This window comes from Cellulosimicrobium cellulans (genome assembly GCF_016907755.1).
Lineage (GTDB): Bacteria > Actinomycetota > Actinomycetes > Actinomycetales > Cellulomonadaceae > Cellulosimicrobium > Cellulosimicrobium cellulans_D.
The window spans coordinates 3,256,704-3,272,962 of sequence record NZ_JAFBCN010000001.1; the positions used below are offsets into that span (position 1 = coordinate 3,256,704).

13 protein-coding genes are annotated in these 16,259 nt (G+C 77.2%); 5 read left to right on the forward strand and 8 right to left on the reverse strand.

The features are described 5' to 3' along the window. Positions 1 to 51 precede the first annotated feature (51 nt). The gene (locus JOE63_RS14265) at positions 52 to 399 is read left to right on the forward strand and encodes a TfoX/Sxy family protein (protein ID WP_204542245.1); all 348 of its coding nucleotides are present in this window, start codon (positions 52 to 54) and stop codon (positions 397 to 399) included. A 111-nt stretch (positions 400 to 510) separates the two neighbouring features. On the opposite strand, the gene JOE63_RS14270 is transcribed toward JOE63_RS14265, so the two are convergent. Genes JOE63_RS14270 through JOE63_RS14280 form a run of 3 tightly spaced genes read right to left on the reverse strand, consistent with a single transcriptional unit; the run spans position 511 to position 3,561 of the window. After that, positions 511 to 1,764 (reverse strand): bifunctional RNase H/acid phosphatase, encoded by a 1,254-nt coding sequence (locus JOE63_RS14270; protein WP_204542247.1) that lies wholly within the window; start codon positions 1,762 to 1,764, stop codon positions 511 to 513. Then, entirely contained in the window at positions 1,761 to 2,504 is a 744-nt protein-coding gene (locus JOE63_RS14275) for a zinc ribbon domain-containing protein (protein WP_204542249.1), read from the reverse strand. The genes JOE63_RS14270 and JOE63_RS14275 overlap by 4 nt, the downstream gene beginning before the upstream one ends. 52 nt (positions 2,505 to 2,556) lie before the next feature. After that, positions 2,557 to 3,561, reverse strand: a complete 1,005-nt coding sequence (locus JOE63_RS14280) for a Nif3-like dinuclear metal center hexameric protein (RefSeq protein WP_204542251.1) — start codon at positions 3,559 to 3,561, stop codon at positions 2,557 to 2,559. Between the two features lie 92 nt (positions 3,562 to 3,653). On the opposite strand from JOE63_RS14280, the gene JOE63_RS14285 reads away from it, so the two are divergent. The 4 genes from JOE63_RS14285 to JOE63_RS14300 are packed head-to-tail and all read left to right on the forward strand — an operon-like array spanning position 3,654 to position 7,207. Then, positions 3,654 to 4,106: an ArsR/SmtB family transcription factor gene (locus tag JOE63_RS14285; protein ID WP_204542253.1), complete on the forward strand. Its 453-nt coding sequence runs from the start codon at positions 3,654 to 3,656 to the stop codon at positions 4,104 to 4,106. Then, positions 4,103 to 5,815, forward strand: coding sequence for a SulP family inorganic anion transporter (locus JOE63_RS14290; RefSeq protein ID WP_204542254.1), 1,713 nt, complete (start codon positions 4,103 to 4,105; stop codon positions 5,813 to 5,815). The genes JOE63_RS14285 and JOE63_RS14290 overlap by 4 nt, the downstream gene beginning before the upstream one ends. 17 nt (positions 5,816 to 5,832) lie before the next feature. Beyond that, positions 5,833 to 6,771 (forward strand): AraC family transcriptional regulator, encoded by a 939-nt coding sequence (locus JOE63_RS14295; protein WP_204542255.1) that lies wholly within the window; start codon positions 5,833 to 5,835, stop codon positions 6,769 to 6,771. After that, entirely contained in the window at positions 6,737 to 7,207 is a 471-nt protein-coding gene (locus JOE63_RS14300) for a VOC family protein (RefSeq protein ID WP_239576712.1), read from the forward strand. Before JOE63_RS14295 ends, JOE63_RS14300 begins: the two co-directional genes overlap by 35 nt. A gap of 58 nt (positions 7,208 to 7,265) precedes the next feature. On the opposite strand, the gene JOE63_RS14305 is transcribed toward JOE63_RS14300, so the two are convergent. The 5 genes from JOE63_RS14305 to JOE63_RS14325 form a co-directional block, all read right to left on the reverse strand. Then, positions 7,266 to 8,960 (reverse strand): bifunctional 3'-5' exonuclease/DNA polymerase, encoded by a 1,695-nt coding sequence (locus JOE63_RS14305; RefSeq protein ID WP_204542256.1) that lies wholly within the window; start codon positions 8,958 to 8,960, stop codon positions 7,266 to 7,268. After that, positions 8,957 to 11,296 carry a hypothetical protein gene (locus tag JOE63_RS14310; RefSeq protein WP_204542257.1) on the reverse strand — a complete coding sequence of 780 codons (2,340 nt, stop codon included), beginning with the start codon at positions 11,294 to 11,296 and terminating at the stop codon, positions 8,957 to 8,959. The genes JOE63_RS14305 and JOE63_RS14310 overlap by 4 nt, the downstream gene beginning before the upstream one ends. Beyond that, positions 11,293 to 12,471 carry a VWA domain-containing protein gene (locus JOE63_RS14315; protein WP_307840111.1) on the reverse strand — a complete coding sequence of 393 codons (1,179 nt, stop codon included), beginning with the start codon at positions 12,469 to 12,471 and terminating at the stop codon, positions 11,293 to 11,295. The genes JOE63_RS14310 and JOE63_RS14315 overlap by 4 nt, the downstream gene beginning before the upstream one ends. A gap of 74 nt (positions 12,472 to 12,545) precedes the next feature. Beyond that, positions 12,546 to 15,050 carry a DUF5682 family protein gene (locus tag JOE63_RS14320; protein WP_204542258.1) on the reverse strand — a complete coding sequence of 835 codons (2,505 nt, stop codon included), beginning with the start codon at positions 15,048 to 15,050 and terminating at the stop codon, positions 12,546 to 12,548. Next, the gene (locus JOE63_RS14325; protein WP_204542260.1) at positions 15,041 to 16,177 is read right to left on the reverse strand and encodes an ATP-binding protein; all 1,137 of its coding nucleotides are present in this window, start codon (positions 16,175 to 16,177) and stop codon (positions 15,041 to 15,043) included. The genes JOE63_RS14320 and JOE63_RS14325 overlap by 10 nt, the downstream gene beginning before the upstream one ends. Between the last annotated feature and the right edge of the window lie 82 nt (positions 16,178 to 16,259).

The window sequence follows — 16,259 nt, forward strand, 5'->3', positions numbered from 1 at the left end:
CCTGGGCTCGCACGCACTGCGGCCCGGCGCGGCGAGGTCCACAGTGGACCCATGGTCTACAGCGAGGACCTCGCCGAGCGGATCCGCGGCGCCTTGGGGCCGCGCGCCCCGTTCGACGAGCGGAGGATGTTCGGCGGCATCGCGTTCCTCGTCAACACGCACCTGGCGCTCGGCGTCACCCGGGACGACCTCATGGTGCGGGTCGGCAAGGACGGCACGGGCGCGGCGCTCGAACGCGGCGGAACGGTCATGGAGATGGGCGGTCGCCCGATGACGGGGATGATCCTCGTCGAGGGCGCGCGGGTCGCCGACCCGGACGAGCTCGACGCGTGGGTCGCGACGGCCGTCGAGCACGCCCTCACGGAACCCGCCAAGGCGAAGAAGCCCCGGAAAGTGTGACCCGCCCGATCGACGTCAGACTCCGACGGCGAGGTAGAACCCGCCGCCTCGGGGTAGAACGCGCGGAGCTCTACCTCGCGACCGGAGGCTCTATCTGGCGGAGGACGGACGTCAGAGGTCGCTCGGGACGCCCTGGGCGGTGAGCTCGCTCGTGCCGTCGGCCCACAGGCGCAGGATGCTCACCGACGCCGGCGGCACCCGCACGCGCGACCACTGCGACGGCGGCGCGCCGATCGCCGTGCCGATCGCGGCGCGCACCTGCACCGCGTGGCCCACGACGACCGCCGTCCGGCCCGCCGCCCCCGCACCCGCACCCGCACCCGCACCCGGCAGGAGCGTGTCGACGAGGTCCTGGAGCCCGTGCCAGACGCGCGCGCCGACGTCGGCGTACGACTCGCCGCCCGGGGCCGCGGTCGTGCCGGTCGTGTGCCAGGCGTGCAGGCGGCCCGGCCACGCGGCGTCGACCTCCGCGGCCGTGAGCCCCTCCCACTCCCCGAAGTCGACCTCGGCGAACCGGTCGTCCGTCGTGACGTGGACGCCGAGCCGGCGGCCGACCGCTCGCGCGGTCTCCTGCGCGCGCACCATGGGCGAGGCGACGATCGCGGACGGCCGCGGCAGGTCGGGCCACGCCTGGCGGCCGATCCGGAACACCAGGTCGGCCGCCTGCGCGGCCTGCGTGCGGCCGCGCGCCGTCAGCGACGGGCCGGGGACCGACGACCCGCTGAACGCACCCGCGACCGTGAGCGGCGTCTGCCCGTGGCGCACCAGCACGACCGTGAGCGCGGGCGCGTCGTCGAACCGGACCGCGGCGCCGGACGGGCGGGCGGGGGTGTCGAACGCGGCCGACTCGCCCGGGACGTCGGTGGACGCCTCGGCCGCGTCGAGACCCGGATCGCGGTCGGGGTCACCCGGCGCAGCGCCCGCCGGGTAGTCGCGCACGACCGTGCCCGCCGTGTCCATCGCCTCGTTCGCGAGGGCGTCCGCCGCGGAGTTCTGCGCGCGCGGCACCCACTCGTACGCGACCTGGCCCGCCGGCAGCACCGCGGCGGCCTCGGCGGCGAGGCGGCGCATGTCGTCGTGCTTGATCTGCCAGCGCCCCGACATCTGCTCGACGACGAGCCGCGAGTCCATCCGCACGGTCACCCGGGCGTCCGGGTCGATCTCCGCGGCGGCGCGCAGCCCCGCGACGAGGCCGGAGTACTCGGCGACGTTGTTCGTCGTCGTCCCGAGGAACGCGGCGCGCTCGGCGAGGACCTGCCCGCTCGCGCCGTCGCGCACGAGCGCGCCGAAGCCCGCGGGTCCGGGGTTCCCCCGGGACCCGCCGTCGGCCTCGACGACGAGGTGCCGTCGACCGTCCGCGCTCACGCGCCGGCGCCCTCCGGCCGCACGACGATGTGGCCGTAGTCCTCGAGGCGCACCACCTGGTCGGGCGCGGCGGACGTGATCGCTGCGAGCTCGGCCGGGCTCAGGGAGACGTTGAGCCCGGCCACGTGCTGGCCGCGCAGGGCGACGACGCCCCGGCCGCCGTTCTGGTCGCGCACGCGTTCGTAGAGGGCGAGGAGCCCGGCGTCGAGGCCCGCGACGGCGTCGGTGCGCTTGCCCGCGACCTGGCCGGCCTCGGCGTCGAGCTCGGCGTAGCGCGCGTCCCGAGCGGCCACGACCTCGGCCTTCGCGGCCTCCAGCTCGGCGTTCGCGGACTCCAGCTTGGCGAGCGCCTCCTCGTGCGCCTCGAGCCGCTCCATGACGTCCAGCTCGACCTCCTCCAGCACGCCCTGGCGCCGCGCGAGGGACTCGAGCTCCGCGACGAGCGCCTGCGCGTCCTTGGCCCCGACCTGCCCCGAGTCGAGCCGCGACTGGTCGCGCGTCGCGCGCGTGCGCACCTGCTCGACGTCGGTCTCGGCCTTGGTGAGCTCGCGCTTGAGGTCGCTCACCGCGGTGCGGGACTCGACGAGCTTGCCCCGCAGGTCCGCCATCTGGGCGTCGAGCTCGGCGATGCGCGCGTGCTCGGGCAGGTTCTTGCGCTGGTGCGCGAGCTGCTGCGCCCGCGTGTCGAGCTCCTGGACGTCGAGCAGGCGGAGCTGGTCGGCGGGCGGTGCGGTGGCCACAGGTGGTTCCTTTCGTGGGCCCTGTGCGGGGCCGGCGTGCGGGGTCGGGGAGTCAGGCGTGCGGGTCGGCTCGCGGATCGGCGGGTGAGTCGGCCGGCACGGACGCGATCCGTGCGGTCCACGGGTCCGTGACGAGCGTGCTCACGCGCGTCTCGACGACCGTCCCGGGCTGCGCGCGCGCGAGGACGCGAGCCAGGTCCTCGGCAGCGTAACGGAGCCACGGCCACTCGGAGGCGTAGTGCGGCACGTCGACGAGGAACGGTGTCCCCGCCTCTCCACCGCCTTCGAGCCGCGCGCGCTCGCGCAGCTCGGAGACCGGGTGGTGCCGCAGGTCCGACGTGAGGTAGACGTCGGCGCCGCTCGCACGGACGGCGTCGAACAGCGAGTCGCCCGACCCGCCGACGACGGCGACGGACTCCACGGGTGCGTCGAGGTCGCCCGCGACGCGCACACCCTGGACCGTGGGCGGGAGCACCTGGGCGACGCGCTGCGCGAAGCCGCGCAGCGTCGTCGGCTCCGCGAGGCGCCCGACCCGGCCCGTACCGGTCGACGCCGCCTCGTGCGGAGACGGCGCCGGGTGGGCGACGAGCGGCACGCGGTGCAGCAGGTCGAGGGCGTCCGCGAGCGCGTCGGCGACACCGCGCTCCGCCGCGTCGGCGTTCGTGTGCGCGACGTACAGGCCGCAGCCGCCCCGGATGAGCCGGTGCACGAGCGAGCCCTTGAACGTCGTCGCGGCGACCGAGTGCACGGGCCGCAGGAACAGGGGGTGGTGCGTGACCAGCAGGTCCGCGCCCCAGGCGAGCGCCTCGTCGGCGACCTCCTCGACCGGGTCGACGGCGAACAGCACCCGGCGCACGGGAGCGCCCGGGTCCCCGGCCACGAGCCCGACGGCGTCCCACGCCTCGGCGGTCGACGGCGGGTACAGCTCGTCCAGCGTCCGCACGACACGGCCGAGCGTCGGGCGCGCGGCGTCGTCGGCCACGGGGACGGCGGACGAGGGGTCGGCGCTCGTCGTCGCGGTGCTCGTCTCGGTGCTCGGATCGGGCGCGACGGTCATGGCGGCAGGCTATCCCGCGCGGGGCGACGGGGTGCCGCCGGACATGGTTTGATGGATTGCGCAATCCATCATTCCGTTGCCCCGGAGGACCCGTGTCCCGCACACCCCGACCCGCCCGGCCCGACGACGGCGCCCACGGCACCGACGAGGCCGCTCCCCTCTACCGCATCAAGGCCGAGCTCTTCCGGTGCCTCGCGCACCCCACCCGCATCCAGGTGCTCGAGGTCCTCGCGGCCGACGCCGACCACACCGCGCCCGTGTCCGACCTCCTGGACGTCACCGGGTGCGAGCCCTCCCAGCTCTCCCAGCACCTCGCCGTGCTGCGCCGGGCCGGGGTCGTCACCTCGACCCGCAGCGGCAACGCGGTCGAGTACCGCCTCGCCGAGCCCCTCGTCGCCGAGCTCCTCGTCGTCGCGCGCGCGTTCCTCCTCTCGAGCCTCGCGGGCGCGTCCGACCAGCTCGAGGCCGCGCGACGGCTCCCCGCCCTGCCGGGCGCGTCGGCGCGGGCCGTGCTCGACGCGACCACGTCGACCGCCTCCGCATGAGCCGCCTCGCCGCCGTCCGCGACCTGCTCCCCCGCCGCTCCGACTACGACCTGCGACCCCGGACCCTGCGCGCCGACCTGCTCGCGGGCGTCACCGTGGGCGTCGTCGCCCTCCCGCTCGCGCTCGCGTTCGGCGTCAGCTCCGGCGTCGGGGCGGCGGCCGGGCTCGTCACCGCCGTCATCGCCGGCGTCGTCGCCGCCGTGCTCGGCGGGTCGAACCACCAGGTCTCCGGCCCGACCGGGGCCATGGCCGTCGTGCTCGCGCCGATCGTCGTCACGCACGGCCTGGGCTCCGTCGCGCTCGTCACCGTCCTCGGCGGGCTCGTCGTCCTCGTCGCAGGGCTCGCCCGGCTCGGGCGCGTCGTCACGTACATCCCCTGGCCGGTCGTCGAGGGGTTCACGCTCGGGATCGCCTGCATCATCTTCCTCCAGCAGGTCCCGGCCGCGGTCGGGGTCGAAGCAGCCCCCGGTCACAACACGTTCGTGACCGCGGTCGAGGCCGTGCGCGCCGCCGTGACCGACGTCCCGCCCGCCCCGGTCCTGTGGACGCTCGGGTGCGTCGCGCTCGTCGCCGCGACCATGCTGCTGCTCCCCCGCCTCCACGCGGCGATCCCCGCGTCGCTCGTCGCGGTCGTGCTGGCCACCGTCCTCGTCGAGGCGCTCGGCGCGCCCGTCCCGCGCATCGGCGCCCTGCCGTCGTCGCTGCCCGCGCCCGTCGTGCCGACGTTCACCCCCGGCGCGCTGCGCGACCTCGGCGGCGCCGCCCTCACGATCGCCGCGCTCGCAGCCATCGAGTCGCTGCTGTCCGCCCGCGTCGCGGCGTCCATGGTGCAGACCGGGTCGCCCGGCGGCTCCGTCTACCAGCCCGACCGCGAGCTCGTCGGACAGGGCCTCGCGTCCGTGGCCAGCGGCCTCTTCGGCGGCATGCCCGCCACGGGAGCCATCGCCCGCACCGCGGTCAACGTGCGCTCCGGCGCCCGCACGCGGCTCGCCGCCGTCGTGCACGCGGTCGTGATCCTCGCCGTCATCTACCTCGCCACCGGCCCGGTCTCCCGGATCCCGCTCGCCGCGCTCGCCGGTGTGCTCATGGTGACGAGCTTCCGGATGATCGGCGCCCGGACGATCCGCTCGGTGGTCGTCGCCGGGCGGTCCAGCGCCGCGACCTTCGTCGTCACCGCCGTCGTCACCGTCGCGTTCGACCTCGTGCAGGCCATCGAGATCGGCATCCTCGTCGCCGCGTTCTTCGCGCTGCGGACCGTGGCCCGCGCCTCCGCCGTGCACCGCGACCCGCTCCCCGGGCCGGCCGAGCCGGGCGACGAGCACGTCGCGCTCTTCCGCCTCGAGGGCTCCATGTTCTTCGGTGCCGCGGACCGCGTGCTCACCGAGGTGACCGACGCCTCGGCGCACGACGACGTCGCGGTCGTCGTCCTGCGGCTCTCCCAGCTCCGCATGGTCGACGCGACCGGTGCCAGGGCGCTCGGCGATCTCGTGGAAGGGCTCGAGGCACGGGGCGTGACCGTGCTCGTCAAGGGCGTCCAGGAACGGCACCGGTCGCTCCTCACGAACGTCGGGGCGCTCGCCGAGCTCCGCCACGAGAACCACCTCTTCGACACGCTCGACGACGCGATCGAGCACGCGCGCTCCCACGTGCGCCGCGCCGCCCGGGGCACGGACGTCCCCCAGGTGCGGGGGCTGCGCCCGTCGACCTGACTGCCTAGCCTGGAGCGGTGCACGAGTTCGTGCGAGCCCCGTCCGACACGCTGCCGCCCGGCGTCGTGTCGATGGTCGGGTACCGCCTGCGGACGGAGACAACGGACGGCGCGCCGTCCGTCCACCGTGGGCTGCCCTCGCCGTGGCTCACGCTCGTCGTGAGCACCGCGGGCGTCGTCCCGACGTCGCCCGGGCCGGACGCCGTGCCGGTGCGGTACGAGTCGCTCGTCGGCGGTCTGCACACCCGGCCCGCCCTGATCCACCAGCCGCAGGAGCAGGCGGGCGTGCAGCTCGCGCTCGACCCGCTCGCCTGCCGGGCGCTGCTGGGCGTGCGCGCGGGCGACCTCGGGCTCGTCGAGGACGGCGACGCCGTCCTCGGCCCCGCCGCCGCGCGGCTGCGCGAGCAGGCTGCCGAGGCGGGCTCCTGGGCTGCCGCGTTCGAGGCGGTGTTCGCGGCCTTCGCCGGCCGGGACGGCCGGCCCGGCGGTCCCGGAGCCCTCCCCGTCCGCGCCGAGGTGCGCGCCGAGGTCGCGGAGGCCTGGCGCGTGCTCGTCCGGACCCGGGGCCGGGCGCGCGTGCGTGACGTCGCGCGTCACGTGGCCCTCGGCGAGCGTCAGCTCGAGACGCTGTTCCGGGCCGAGCTCGGCGTCACGCCCCGGGCCGCGCGCGGCCTCGTGCGGTTCGACGCCGCGCGCCGCCAGGTGCAGCGCCTCGCCCTCGGCCGGGGCGCCCGGACGCTGGCCGACGTCGCCGCGCGGACCGGGTACGCCGACCACTCCCACCTGGTGCGCGACTTCCGCCGGTTCGCCGGCACGAGCCCGACGGCCTGGGTCCGCGAAGAGCTCGGGAACATCCAAGCCGGCGGGCACTCCGACGGCCCAGGCTGGGAGCACGAGCAAACATCCGAGCAGGAGGACGAGCATGAGCATCCACGAGAGCACGGCGCAGCACGCTGAGGGCACCACCGTCACCGACGGGGAACGGCCCGAGCCTCTGGTGTGGCCCACGCTCCAGGCGCGCGACGCCCGCGCGCTCGTCACGTTCCTCACCGACGTCGTCGGGTTCGTCGCGACGGCCGTCATGGCGGGCGAGGACCGCGACGTCGCCCACGCCCAGCTCGACTGGCCGCACGGCGGCGGGATCATGCTCGGCAGCCACTCCCCCGACCGGGAGTGGTCGCGCGAGCCCGGGACCTGCGGCACGTACGTCGTCGTCCCCGACGACGAGATCGAGGCGCTCGGCACGCGGCTCCGTGAGCGCGCGCCGGGAGCCGGGGGACGCGTCGTCGTCCCGCTCCGGGACACGGACTACGGGAGCCGCGAGCTCGTGCTCCAGGACCCCGAGGGCAACCTGTGGTCGTTCGGCACCTACCGGGGCGAGCCGCGGCGCTGACGCCGCCGGGCGACGACACCACCGGGCGACGGGTCCGCGGCGACCCGTCGCCCGCCCCTCACTTCGCCTCGGCGTAGTGGTCGACCACCGCGACGGTGAGCGGGAAGTCGACCGGGAACTCCCCGAAGAGGAGGCGACCCGCCTCCGCCGCGGCCGCGCGCACCTCGTCGGCCACCGTCTCGGCGAGCTCGGCCGGCGCGTGCACGACGACCTCGTCGTGGAGGAAGAACACGAGGTGCGCCCGGTCCGCGAACGGCGCTGGGGCGGCACCCGGGGTCGCGGCGAGAGGCAGCTCCCACAGACGGCGACGGATCGACGCGAGCCAGCAGAGCGCCCACTCGGCCGCCGTGCCCTGCACGACGAAGTTCCGCGTGAACCGGCCCCACGCGCGGGTGTACGACCGGGCGCGGGCCTGCGCGTCCGCGCCCGTCCGGCCGCTCTCGACGTCGTCCGCGCCGTCCTCGACCGCGTACGCGCCCTCCTGGGCGGCCTGCCACGACTCGCCGGGGCGCGGCGAGCTGCGGCCCAGGAGGGTCGACACGACCTCGCCGCGCTCGCCCGCCTGCGCGGCGCGCTCCACGAGGCCGATCGCGTCGGGGAACGCCTTCGCGAGCCGCGGCAGGACGAGGGCGCTGTCGCCGGTCGTGCCCCCGTACATCGCCCCGAGCATCCCGACCTTCGCGTGGTCGCGCGTCGCGACCGCCCCCGACGCGACGATGCCCGCATACATGTCGCCCCCGCGCCCGGCCGCCGCCATGCGCTCGTCGTGCGCGAGCCCGGCCAGCACGCGCGGCTCGAGCTGCGCGGCGTCCGCGACGACGAGCCTCCAGCCCGGGTCGGCGACGACCGCGCGCCGCACCTGCTGGGGGAGCTGCAGCGCCCCGCCGCCGCTCGACGCCCACCGGCCCGTGACGACGCCGCCCACGACGTACTCGGTGCGGAACCGCCCGTCGTGGACCCACGTGTCGAGCCAGGACCAGCCGTTCGCGGTGAAGAGGCGTGAGAGCTTCTTGTACTCGAGCAGCGGCTCAACGACCGGGTGGTCGGCGCGCTCGAGCTCCCACTTGCGCAGCGACCGCACGCCGACGCCCGCGTACTGCAGGGCCTTGAGCAGGTCCGGGTGCGAGTCCGGGTTGAGGGTCGGTGGCGCGTCGAGGGCGACGCGGATGCGCGCGACGAGGTCCTCCATGCGGGCGGGCCGCTCGCCCGGTCGCGGACGCGGGCCCAGCGCGTCCGTGAGGATCGCGTCGTGCACGTCGGCGCGCCACGGGACGCCCGCGTGGTGCATCTCCGCGGCGACCAGCGCACCCGCCGACTCGGCGGCGAGCAGCATCCGCAGTCGCCCCGGTCCGCCCGGGCCGTCGGCGCCCGCGACCGCGGTGAGCTGGTCGCGCAGCTCCGCCACCGTGTCCAGCTCGACGCGCGGTGCGTCCTGCGGCCCGAGTTCGAACAGGCCGACGGGACGCGGCACCGCCGTCGGCTCGCGGCCTGCGGGCACCGCGGCGAGCGCGTCCCACGGCCCCGGGTCGCGCCGCGCGAGCACCGACCCCGCCGCGAGCTGTGAACGACGCAGCAGGACGTGGGAGAGGCGCAGGTCGTGCGACCGCTCCACGCGCCGGCCCTCCGCGAGGAGCCGCGGGTACCACCGGTTCGTGTCGTCCCACGTCTCGCGGACCGGGTCCGCCGGGCCGTCGACGACGTGCTCGACCCGGGCCCGGTCCGGCGGCCCCATGCGGACGGCGTAGGTGCTCATGCCCGCGCCGCCCGGTCGGCCGTGCCACTCGGGGCAGTCACGGCGCGCGCGAGAGCGCGACCGCGCGACGCGACGAGCGCCGCGCGCAGGAGCCGCGCGGCGTCGGGCTCGCGGGCGACGAGCGCGACCGCGCCCAAGAGCGTCGGCGCCCCCACGTCGTCCGCGGTCCGCGCCGCGCGCGCGAGCGCGGCCTCCTGCTGGGGGCTCAGGTGCCGCCGGCCGGTCGCGGCGAGCGCCACGGCGGCGTCGAGCACGGTGGCGCAGACGTCCTCGACGGGGGCCGGTGCCGTGACCTCGTGCACCTGGGTCGTGGCGCGCCCGCGCAGCGCCCGGACGCGTGCGCGCAGCCGGGTCCACGTGCTCGACCAGGCGCGGTGGTCGTAGGCGGGCGTGAGCGTGGGCACGACGAGCCCGAGCCCGCCGCCGGGGCGCTCGACGAACAGGCCGACGGCCTCGACCCCACCGGAGTCGAGGTCGTGCTCGACCGCGACGGCGACGAGCCGGCGGCTCCCCGCCGCCACCCCGAGCAGGGTGTCGCAGGCCGCCTCGTCCGCGGCGTCGACGCGCACGACGGTCGGGGTGCCGTCCGCGGACACGAGGTGCCACGTGAGCTCCTGCGCGACCTCGTCGACGCCGATGCGGCCCGCGTCCCGGACCATGACGACGCGGACCACGGCGGGTCTCCGCCCGAACCCGACCTCGGCCCGCGCGTCGAGCGACGCAGTCCGCTCCGCCACGTCCCGCAGCGCGTCGGCGTCGAGCGTCCCCAGCGGCTCGACGCCGGGCCCCTCGCCCGCGCGCAGCGTCCCCGCGCGCTCGGTCGCGCCGCGCAGGGCGAACGGGCCGCGGCACAGCGACTCCACCGAGCGCCCCCACACGAGCGGGAGGTCCCAGGAGCGGCGGAACGTGGGGTCGGCACCGGGCGGCCGGCCGGTGGTGACCGCCCGCGTCCGGCCCTCGACGACGTCCCACAGGTGCACGGTCACCCCGCGCGCCCCCGAGGCGGCGACCCACCAGCGCGCCCCGAGCGGGAGGAGGTGCGGGAGGTCCGTCACGCGCTCGTCCGGTGCCGCGGCGTCCGGCGCGGGCTCGGCCCGCACGAACGCCCAGAGCTCGGCCAGCGCGAGCAGGCACTCCTCCTCGTCGACGGCGTCCCGGCGGTCCGCGAGCGCTTCGAGCCGCCCGACCGCCGACGTGACGAGCCGCTGCACCGCGGGCCGGCGCCCCAGCCGCGCGAGCACACCGGCGCCGCGCAGCTCCTCCAGGTCGTCGCGGCCGAGGTGCGAGAGCCCGACGTCGAGCACCCGCTCGACCGCGCGCGCGACCTCGTCCGCCACCGCTCGGGCGTCGGGGACCCCCGTCGCGCGCGGCGCCGCGGCGGGCGCCTCCTCGGGCCACGGCCAGGCACGGCCGTGGGCGCGCCAGACGCGGGCGAGCGCCTCGAGCCGCCACCGACGGTCGTCCGCCCTGGCCGCCGAGGGCGAAGCGCCGGGACGTTCGCGCTCCACGAGCATCCCCGCGAACCCGGCGCCCGCGACGTAGGTCACGCGCGGGGCGCCGGGCCAGGCGATCACCACGCGGGGACCGTCCACCGTCACGTCCGTCGAGCCGCGCGTCGGCGTGTCCGCGCGTTCCCGCAGCTCCTGGGCGACCACGCGCACCACGACGGCCCCGGCCGCCCGGTGCACCGCCCGTGGGTCGAGCGCGAGGATCTCGCCCAGCGGGTCGGCCCCCGACGCGGCACGAGGACCAGCGTCTGGCTCCGGGGGCGCGCCTGCCTCGATGCGCTGCGCCGTCGGACCCGCCGAACCGGCGTCGGCTCGACCGTGACGCGCGCGGACGGCTGCGGGATCGGGGCGGGCATCGGGGCCGGCGTCCGCATCGGCATCGGAGTCGGCGCCGGAGTCGGCGCCGGCATCGGCATCGGCATCGGCATCGGCATCGGCATCGGCGGGAGCGTCGGCCGTCGGCCGCACCACCGCCGCGTCGTCACGGGCCGCCGCGACGGGCTCCAGGTGCTCGGTCGCCGCATCGGCCACCGGCTCGGCGGCTGCGTCGCGCGCCCACAGGCACGCGGCCACGACGTGCTGGCACGCACCCGGCGTCGGGCACGCGCACCGCGCACCCGCGGGACCGCGCGCGTCGAGCTCGACGCGCGCGCCCCCGACGGACAGCGCGGCACCGTCCCCGCGCAGCTCGAGCACCTCCACCTTCCCCGCGGCGACGTCCTTGCGGGCGCGGCGCACCAGGCCCGCGTTGGCGAGGGTGGCGAGCGCGGCGTCGTCGTACCCGGCGTACACCGCCGCCCACGGGACGGGACCGGTGGTGCCGCTCACGGGAGCACCTCGCCCAGCCACTCGGCGAACCGCTCCGGGGTGAGCGCCGCGATCTCCATGCCCTGCTCCGCGAGCCGCCGGGCGACGCCGCGGTCGTACGCGGGGTTCGCCTGGCCGTCGAGCGCGGCCAGGCCGAGCAGCCGCACGCCGGACGCGTGCAGCCGCCCGACGCTCGCCACGAGCTGCGACACGGAGCCGCCCTCCTCGAAGTCGGTGACGAGCGCCACCACGGTCCGGCGAGGGTCGCGCACGTGCTGCTCCGCGTAGCGCACCGCGCGCGCGATGTCCGTGCCGCCGCCGAGCTGCGCCGTGAGGAGCACCGTCACGGGGTCGTGCGCGAGGTGCGACATGTCGACGACGGACGTGTCGAACAGCACGAGCCTCACCGTGATGCCGGGCAGCCCCGCGAGGATGCCGGCGCTCACCGCGCTGTACAGCACGGACGCGGCCATCGACCCGGACTGGTCGACGAGCAGCACCACGTCGTACGACAGCGCGCGACGGCGCCGCGCCGAGAAGCGCAGGTCCGTGACGAGCAGGCGCCGCCGCTCCGGGTCCCAGCGCCCGAGGTTCGCGCGCACGGTCGCGGCCGCGTCGAACGTGCGGCTCGACCGCACGAACGAGCGGCGCGACCGGTCGCGCCGGCCGTCCACAGCGGTCTCGAAGCGCGGCCGCAGGCGCTTCACGACATCCTCCACCACGCGCGCGACGAGCCGCTTCAGACCGTCCTGCACCCCGGGCCCGAGCCGTCCCCGGGCGCGCAGCAGCGCGGACGCGAGCTCCGTGCTGGGCTCCACCGCGTCGACGGCGCGCGGGTCGGCGAGCAGCTCCGTCATCCCGTACCGGCCCACGGCCTCGACCTGCATGCGCTCGAACGTCTCGCGCGGGAACAGCTCGCGCGCGGACTCGAGCCAGTCCAGCCCCGCGACGACGGAGCCGCCACGCCCGCCCGCGCCCCGCCCGTCGCCTCGCCTGTCACCGGGCCCGTCACCGCTGCCGTGCCGGTGCCCGCGGGCCGTGTACTCGCGGTCGTACAGGTGGCCGAGCGTCCGGTCGAGGCCCTGGTCCGCCGCCGGGACGGGCAGCGCGTCGCCCGCGTACCGGCCCAGCACGAGCCGCCACCGGCGCGCAGCCTCGTGGTCGTCCGCGCGGCCCTCGGCGCGCCAACTCGCCACGGGACCGGGGCCGTCCGGCGAGGTCCGGGTCGACGTCGCCCCCGGCACGTCCGCCGTGCCCGGACCCGCGGCCGTCACTGCGCACCCCCGGCGACCCAGGCGCCGAGGCCGTCGCGCTCCAGGACCGCGACGAGCTCGCGCTCGACGAGCAGCCCCGCGCGCAGGTCGTCCTCCGTCACGTCGACGTGCCGGTCCAGCGCGGCGGCGCTCGTCCCGGTCCGCGCCGCGACGCGCTCCGCGAGCCGGTGCGTCTCGGTGGGCCGCAGCCAGGTGAACGCCCGGCGCAGGTCCGGCAGCACCGCCCGGAACGCGTCCTCGTCGAGGCCGCGCAGCCCCTCGTCGACCGCGTCGAACATCTCCGGCGTGTGGAGCAGGAGGTCGGGGGCGGCGCGCATCACGCCGCCGAGGAACGCCGTCGCCGCCACCGGGTCCGCGCCGGGTGCGAGCTGCGCCCGGACACGCGTGACGAGGCCGTCGCCGCCCGGCCCGTCGTCCAGCTCGTCGTCGACGGCGGCGAACGCCGTGAGCGCACCCCGCACCGCGGGCGACGCGTCGTCGTCCTCGCGCACGTGCACGAGGGCTCGCGCCACGGACTCCGACGCCGAGCCCGTGCCGTCGCGGCCGGCGTCGCGCAGGTCCCGGACCAGGGAACGCAGCGCGACGAGGCTCGTCAGCGCGTCGTCCTGCGTCGCCTCGTCCGCGGCCGCGAGGTCCGGGACGAGGTAGGCGGCCGTGGCGAGCCCTTGCTCCGCGAGGTCGAGCAGCGCCTCGGCGTGCTCGCCGAGCTCCAGCTCCGTGCGCGCGCGCCACAGCCCCACGAGGCGCCGCATGCCCGCGACCACCGAGGCGAGCGACGGGTCGACGTCGAGCGTCGCGCGCACGAGGGCGACCAGCGAGGGCAGGCGGTCGGGCAGGCCCACCACCACGCACTGCGCGACGAGCCGCGCCACTGCGTCGCTCGACCGCTCCTCCCGCGCCCGGTCGCGCGCGTCGTCGAGCAGCGCGACGGCGACGGCGTCGAGCGTCGCCCCGCGGTGGGAGAGCTCGACGAGCCGCGCCTCGACGAGCGGCGTCCACGCGTACTCCCACTCCTCGAGCACCAGGCCGAGGCCGCGCCCGGCCACGTGGTCGGGGCCGGAGACCCGGCGCGCGAACCCCAGCTCGAGGAACGCGCACAGCGCGAGGAACCGGCGCCGGTCGCGGTGCGCGGCCCGGCGTCGCGCGTCGAGCCGCACCGTCCGCGGCACCGAGTCGGACACGTCCAGGCGCAGCGCCCGCGCGCGCGAGCGCGCCTCCTCCACGAGCGGCGGCGACGCGCCCCCGGGCGGCACCTCGCCGAGCGCGCGCCCGGCGAACACCTCCGCGACAGCGAGCCCGAGCGGTCGGTCGCCCGCCGCGTCGAGGTCGTCAGCGTCCTTGACGTAGCAGGACGTGATCGCGTCGAGCAGGTCGGTGCGGCACGGCCACGGCCGCTCGCGCAGCGCCGCGAGCCGGTGCGCGTGCTCGACGGCGGCCTGCGACTGCGCCACGCTCACGAGCGCACCGCGGGCGCTCGCCCCGCGCCCGACGTCCACGAGGACGCCGTTCGCCGCGCCCGCGGGACCGCCCGCGGCGTGGTGCGCGGCCCACAGCCGGTCGTAGTACCCGGGCGTCGGCATCCCGGCGCCGTACCCGCGCAGCGCGTCGAGCCGCTCGTCGTCGTACCGCACGAGCCACGCGGGCGCGTCGGCCAGGTCGCCGTACCCGCCCGCCGGGCGGCGAGCGACGACGGCCTCGCCGTGCGTGCTCCCCGACAGCGCCTCGACGAGGGCGAGCGTGTGGAACGCGCCCGTCACGACGACGACCGGTCCGTCAGCGCGCGCCGCGTGCTCGGCGACGCGCGCCGACATCCGCGCCTCCCGGTCGAGCGACCCGTCGGCCACGAGCGCCTCGTCCTCGTAGTCGAGGCGAGCGAGGGCCGCCCAGGCGAACACGTCGTCGGCGAGCTCGCGCCAGCCGCGCAGCCGCGCGGTGTCGCGTGCCTCGAACAGGTGGTCCCACAGCTCGTCGTGGTCCCGGCACCCGAGGCGCTCGGCGAGCCGCGCGACGGTGCGCGAGTGCGCGAGGTGCCGCTCCACGAGGACGGTGCGGGCCGCCGGGCCCTCGCCGTCGTCCTCCGCCTGCCGCGCACCCCACGGGGAGTCGACGAACGCGAGCCGCGCGTCGAGGGCGTGCCCCGCCCGGAGCGCGACCCACTCGGGCGAGTACCGTGCGAGCGGGTAGAACCCCGCGCCGCGCGCACCGCCTCCCGCCGCGTCCGCGGGGTCGCCGGCGAGGCTGAGGACGGCGACCGGCGGGACCGTCCGCTCGTCGAGCAGCGCGGGCAGGAGCCGCGTGTACTCCTCCGGGCCCTCGACGAGCACGACCGACGGGCGCACCTCCTCGACCAGCGCGGCGACGGCGACCGCGCACGCCGGGCTGTGATGGCGTACGCCGAACAGGTGCACGCCGTCGCGCTCGCGCAGGGTCACGAGGTCGCGGGCTGCCTGCCGCAGCCGGGGCGGCGCAGCGTCCCACGCGGCGCGCAGGGCTACCGCCACAGGTCGCCCGCCGCGGTGAGGAAGTCCTTCCAGCGCGCGTCCGAGCGCGCGCGCTCGCGCACCACGTTGTCCACGTAGTGCCGCAGGCGGCGCGCATCCTCCTCGTCGCCCTTGAGGGCGACGCCGCCCACCTGGCGCGCGACCTGGCCCGCGGTCACCGTGCCGTCGCCGAGGTACCGGGCCTCGAGCGACGCCGCGATCGCGACGTTCACGGCCTCGGCCGTCGACATCACGGTCTCGGGCCGCTTCACCGGGGCACCGCTCGCCGTCGTGCCCGTGCGCAGGTCCTGGAAGACCGTGACGAGCACCTCGAGCACGTCGCGGTCGAGCCGCGGACGCTCCGGGGCCGGACCGAGCTCGGCCGTCAGCCTGCTCTCGACGAGCTCCATCTCGAACGCGCGGTCCCGGATGGGCGCGACGGTCTCGAAGTTGAAGCGGCGCTTGAGCGCCGCGGACATCTCGTGGACGCCGCGGTCGCGCAGGTTCGCCGTCGCGAGGACGTTGAACCCGGGCCGCGCCGCGACGCGCGCGTCGGCGCCGAGCTCGGGGACCATGAGCTGCTTCTCCGAGAGCACGGACACGAGCGTGTCCTGGATCTCGGGGGCGCAGCGCGTGATCTCCTCGAACCGCGCGACCCGACCGCTCTCCATCGCCCGGAAGACCGGCGAGGGGACGAGCGAGCGCTCGCTCGGCCCCTCGGCGATGAGGAGCGCGTAGTTCCACGAGTACCGCACGTGGTCCTCGCTCGTGCCCGCGGTGCCCTGGACCGTGAGCGTCGACGTGCCGCTCGCGGCGGCGGCCAGGAGCTCGGACAGGAGCGACTTCGCGGTGCCCGGCTCGCCGACGAGCATGAGCCCCTGGCGACCCAGCAGCGACACGACCGCGCGGTCGACGAGCGGGTCGTCGCCGAAGAACTTCCGGCTCACGCCCAGCTCGGCGTCGCCCACGACGAACGCGCGCACCGCGCGGGGGCTCAGCCGCCACCCCGGCGGGACGTCGGCGCCGCGGCGCGCGTCCGCTGCGGCGAGCGCCGCGAGCTCGTCGGCGTACCGGACCTCGGCGGGCGGCCGCAGCTCGCCCGGTCCCCCGGCCGCGACCTGCGCGTCACCGGTCGTCGTGCTCGTCACCCGGGCTCCTCCTTCGTCGGGTCGCGGGCGTCGTGCCCGTGGTCCTGCAGGTCAGCGTAGGAGCCACGTCCCACACGACGGG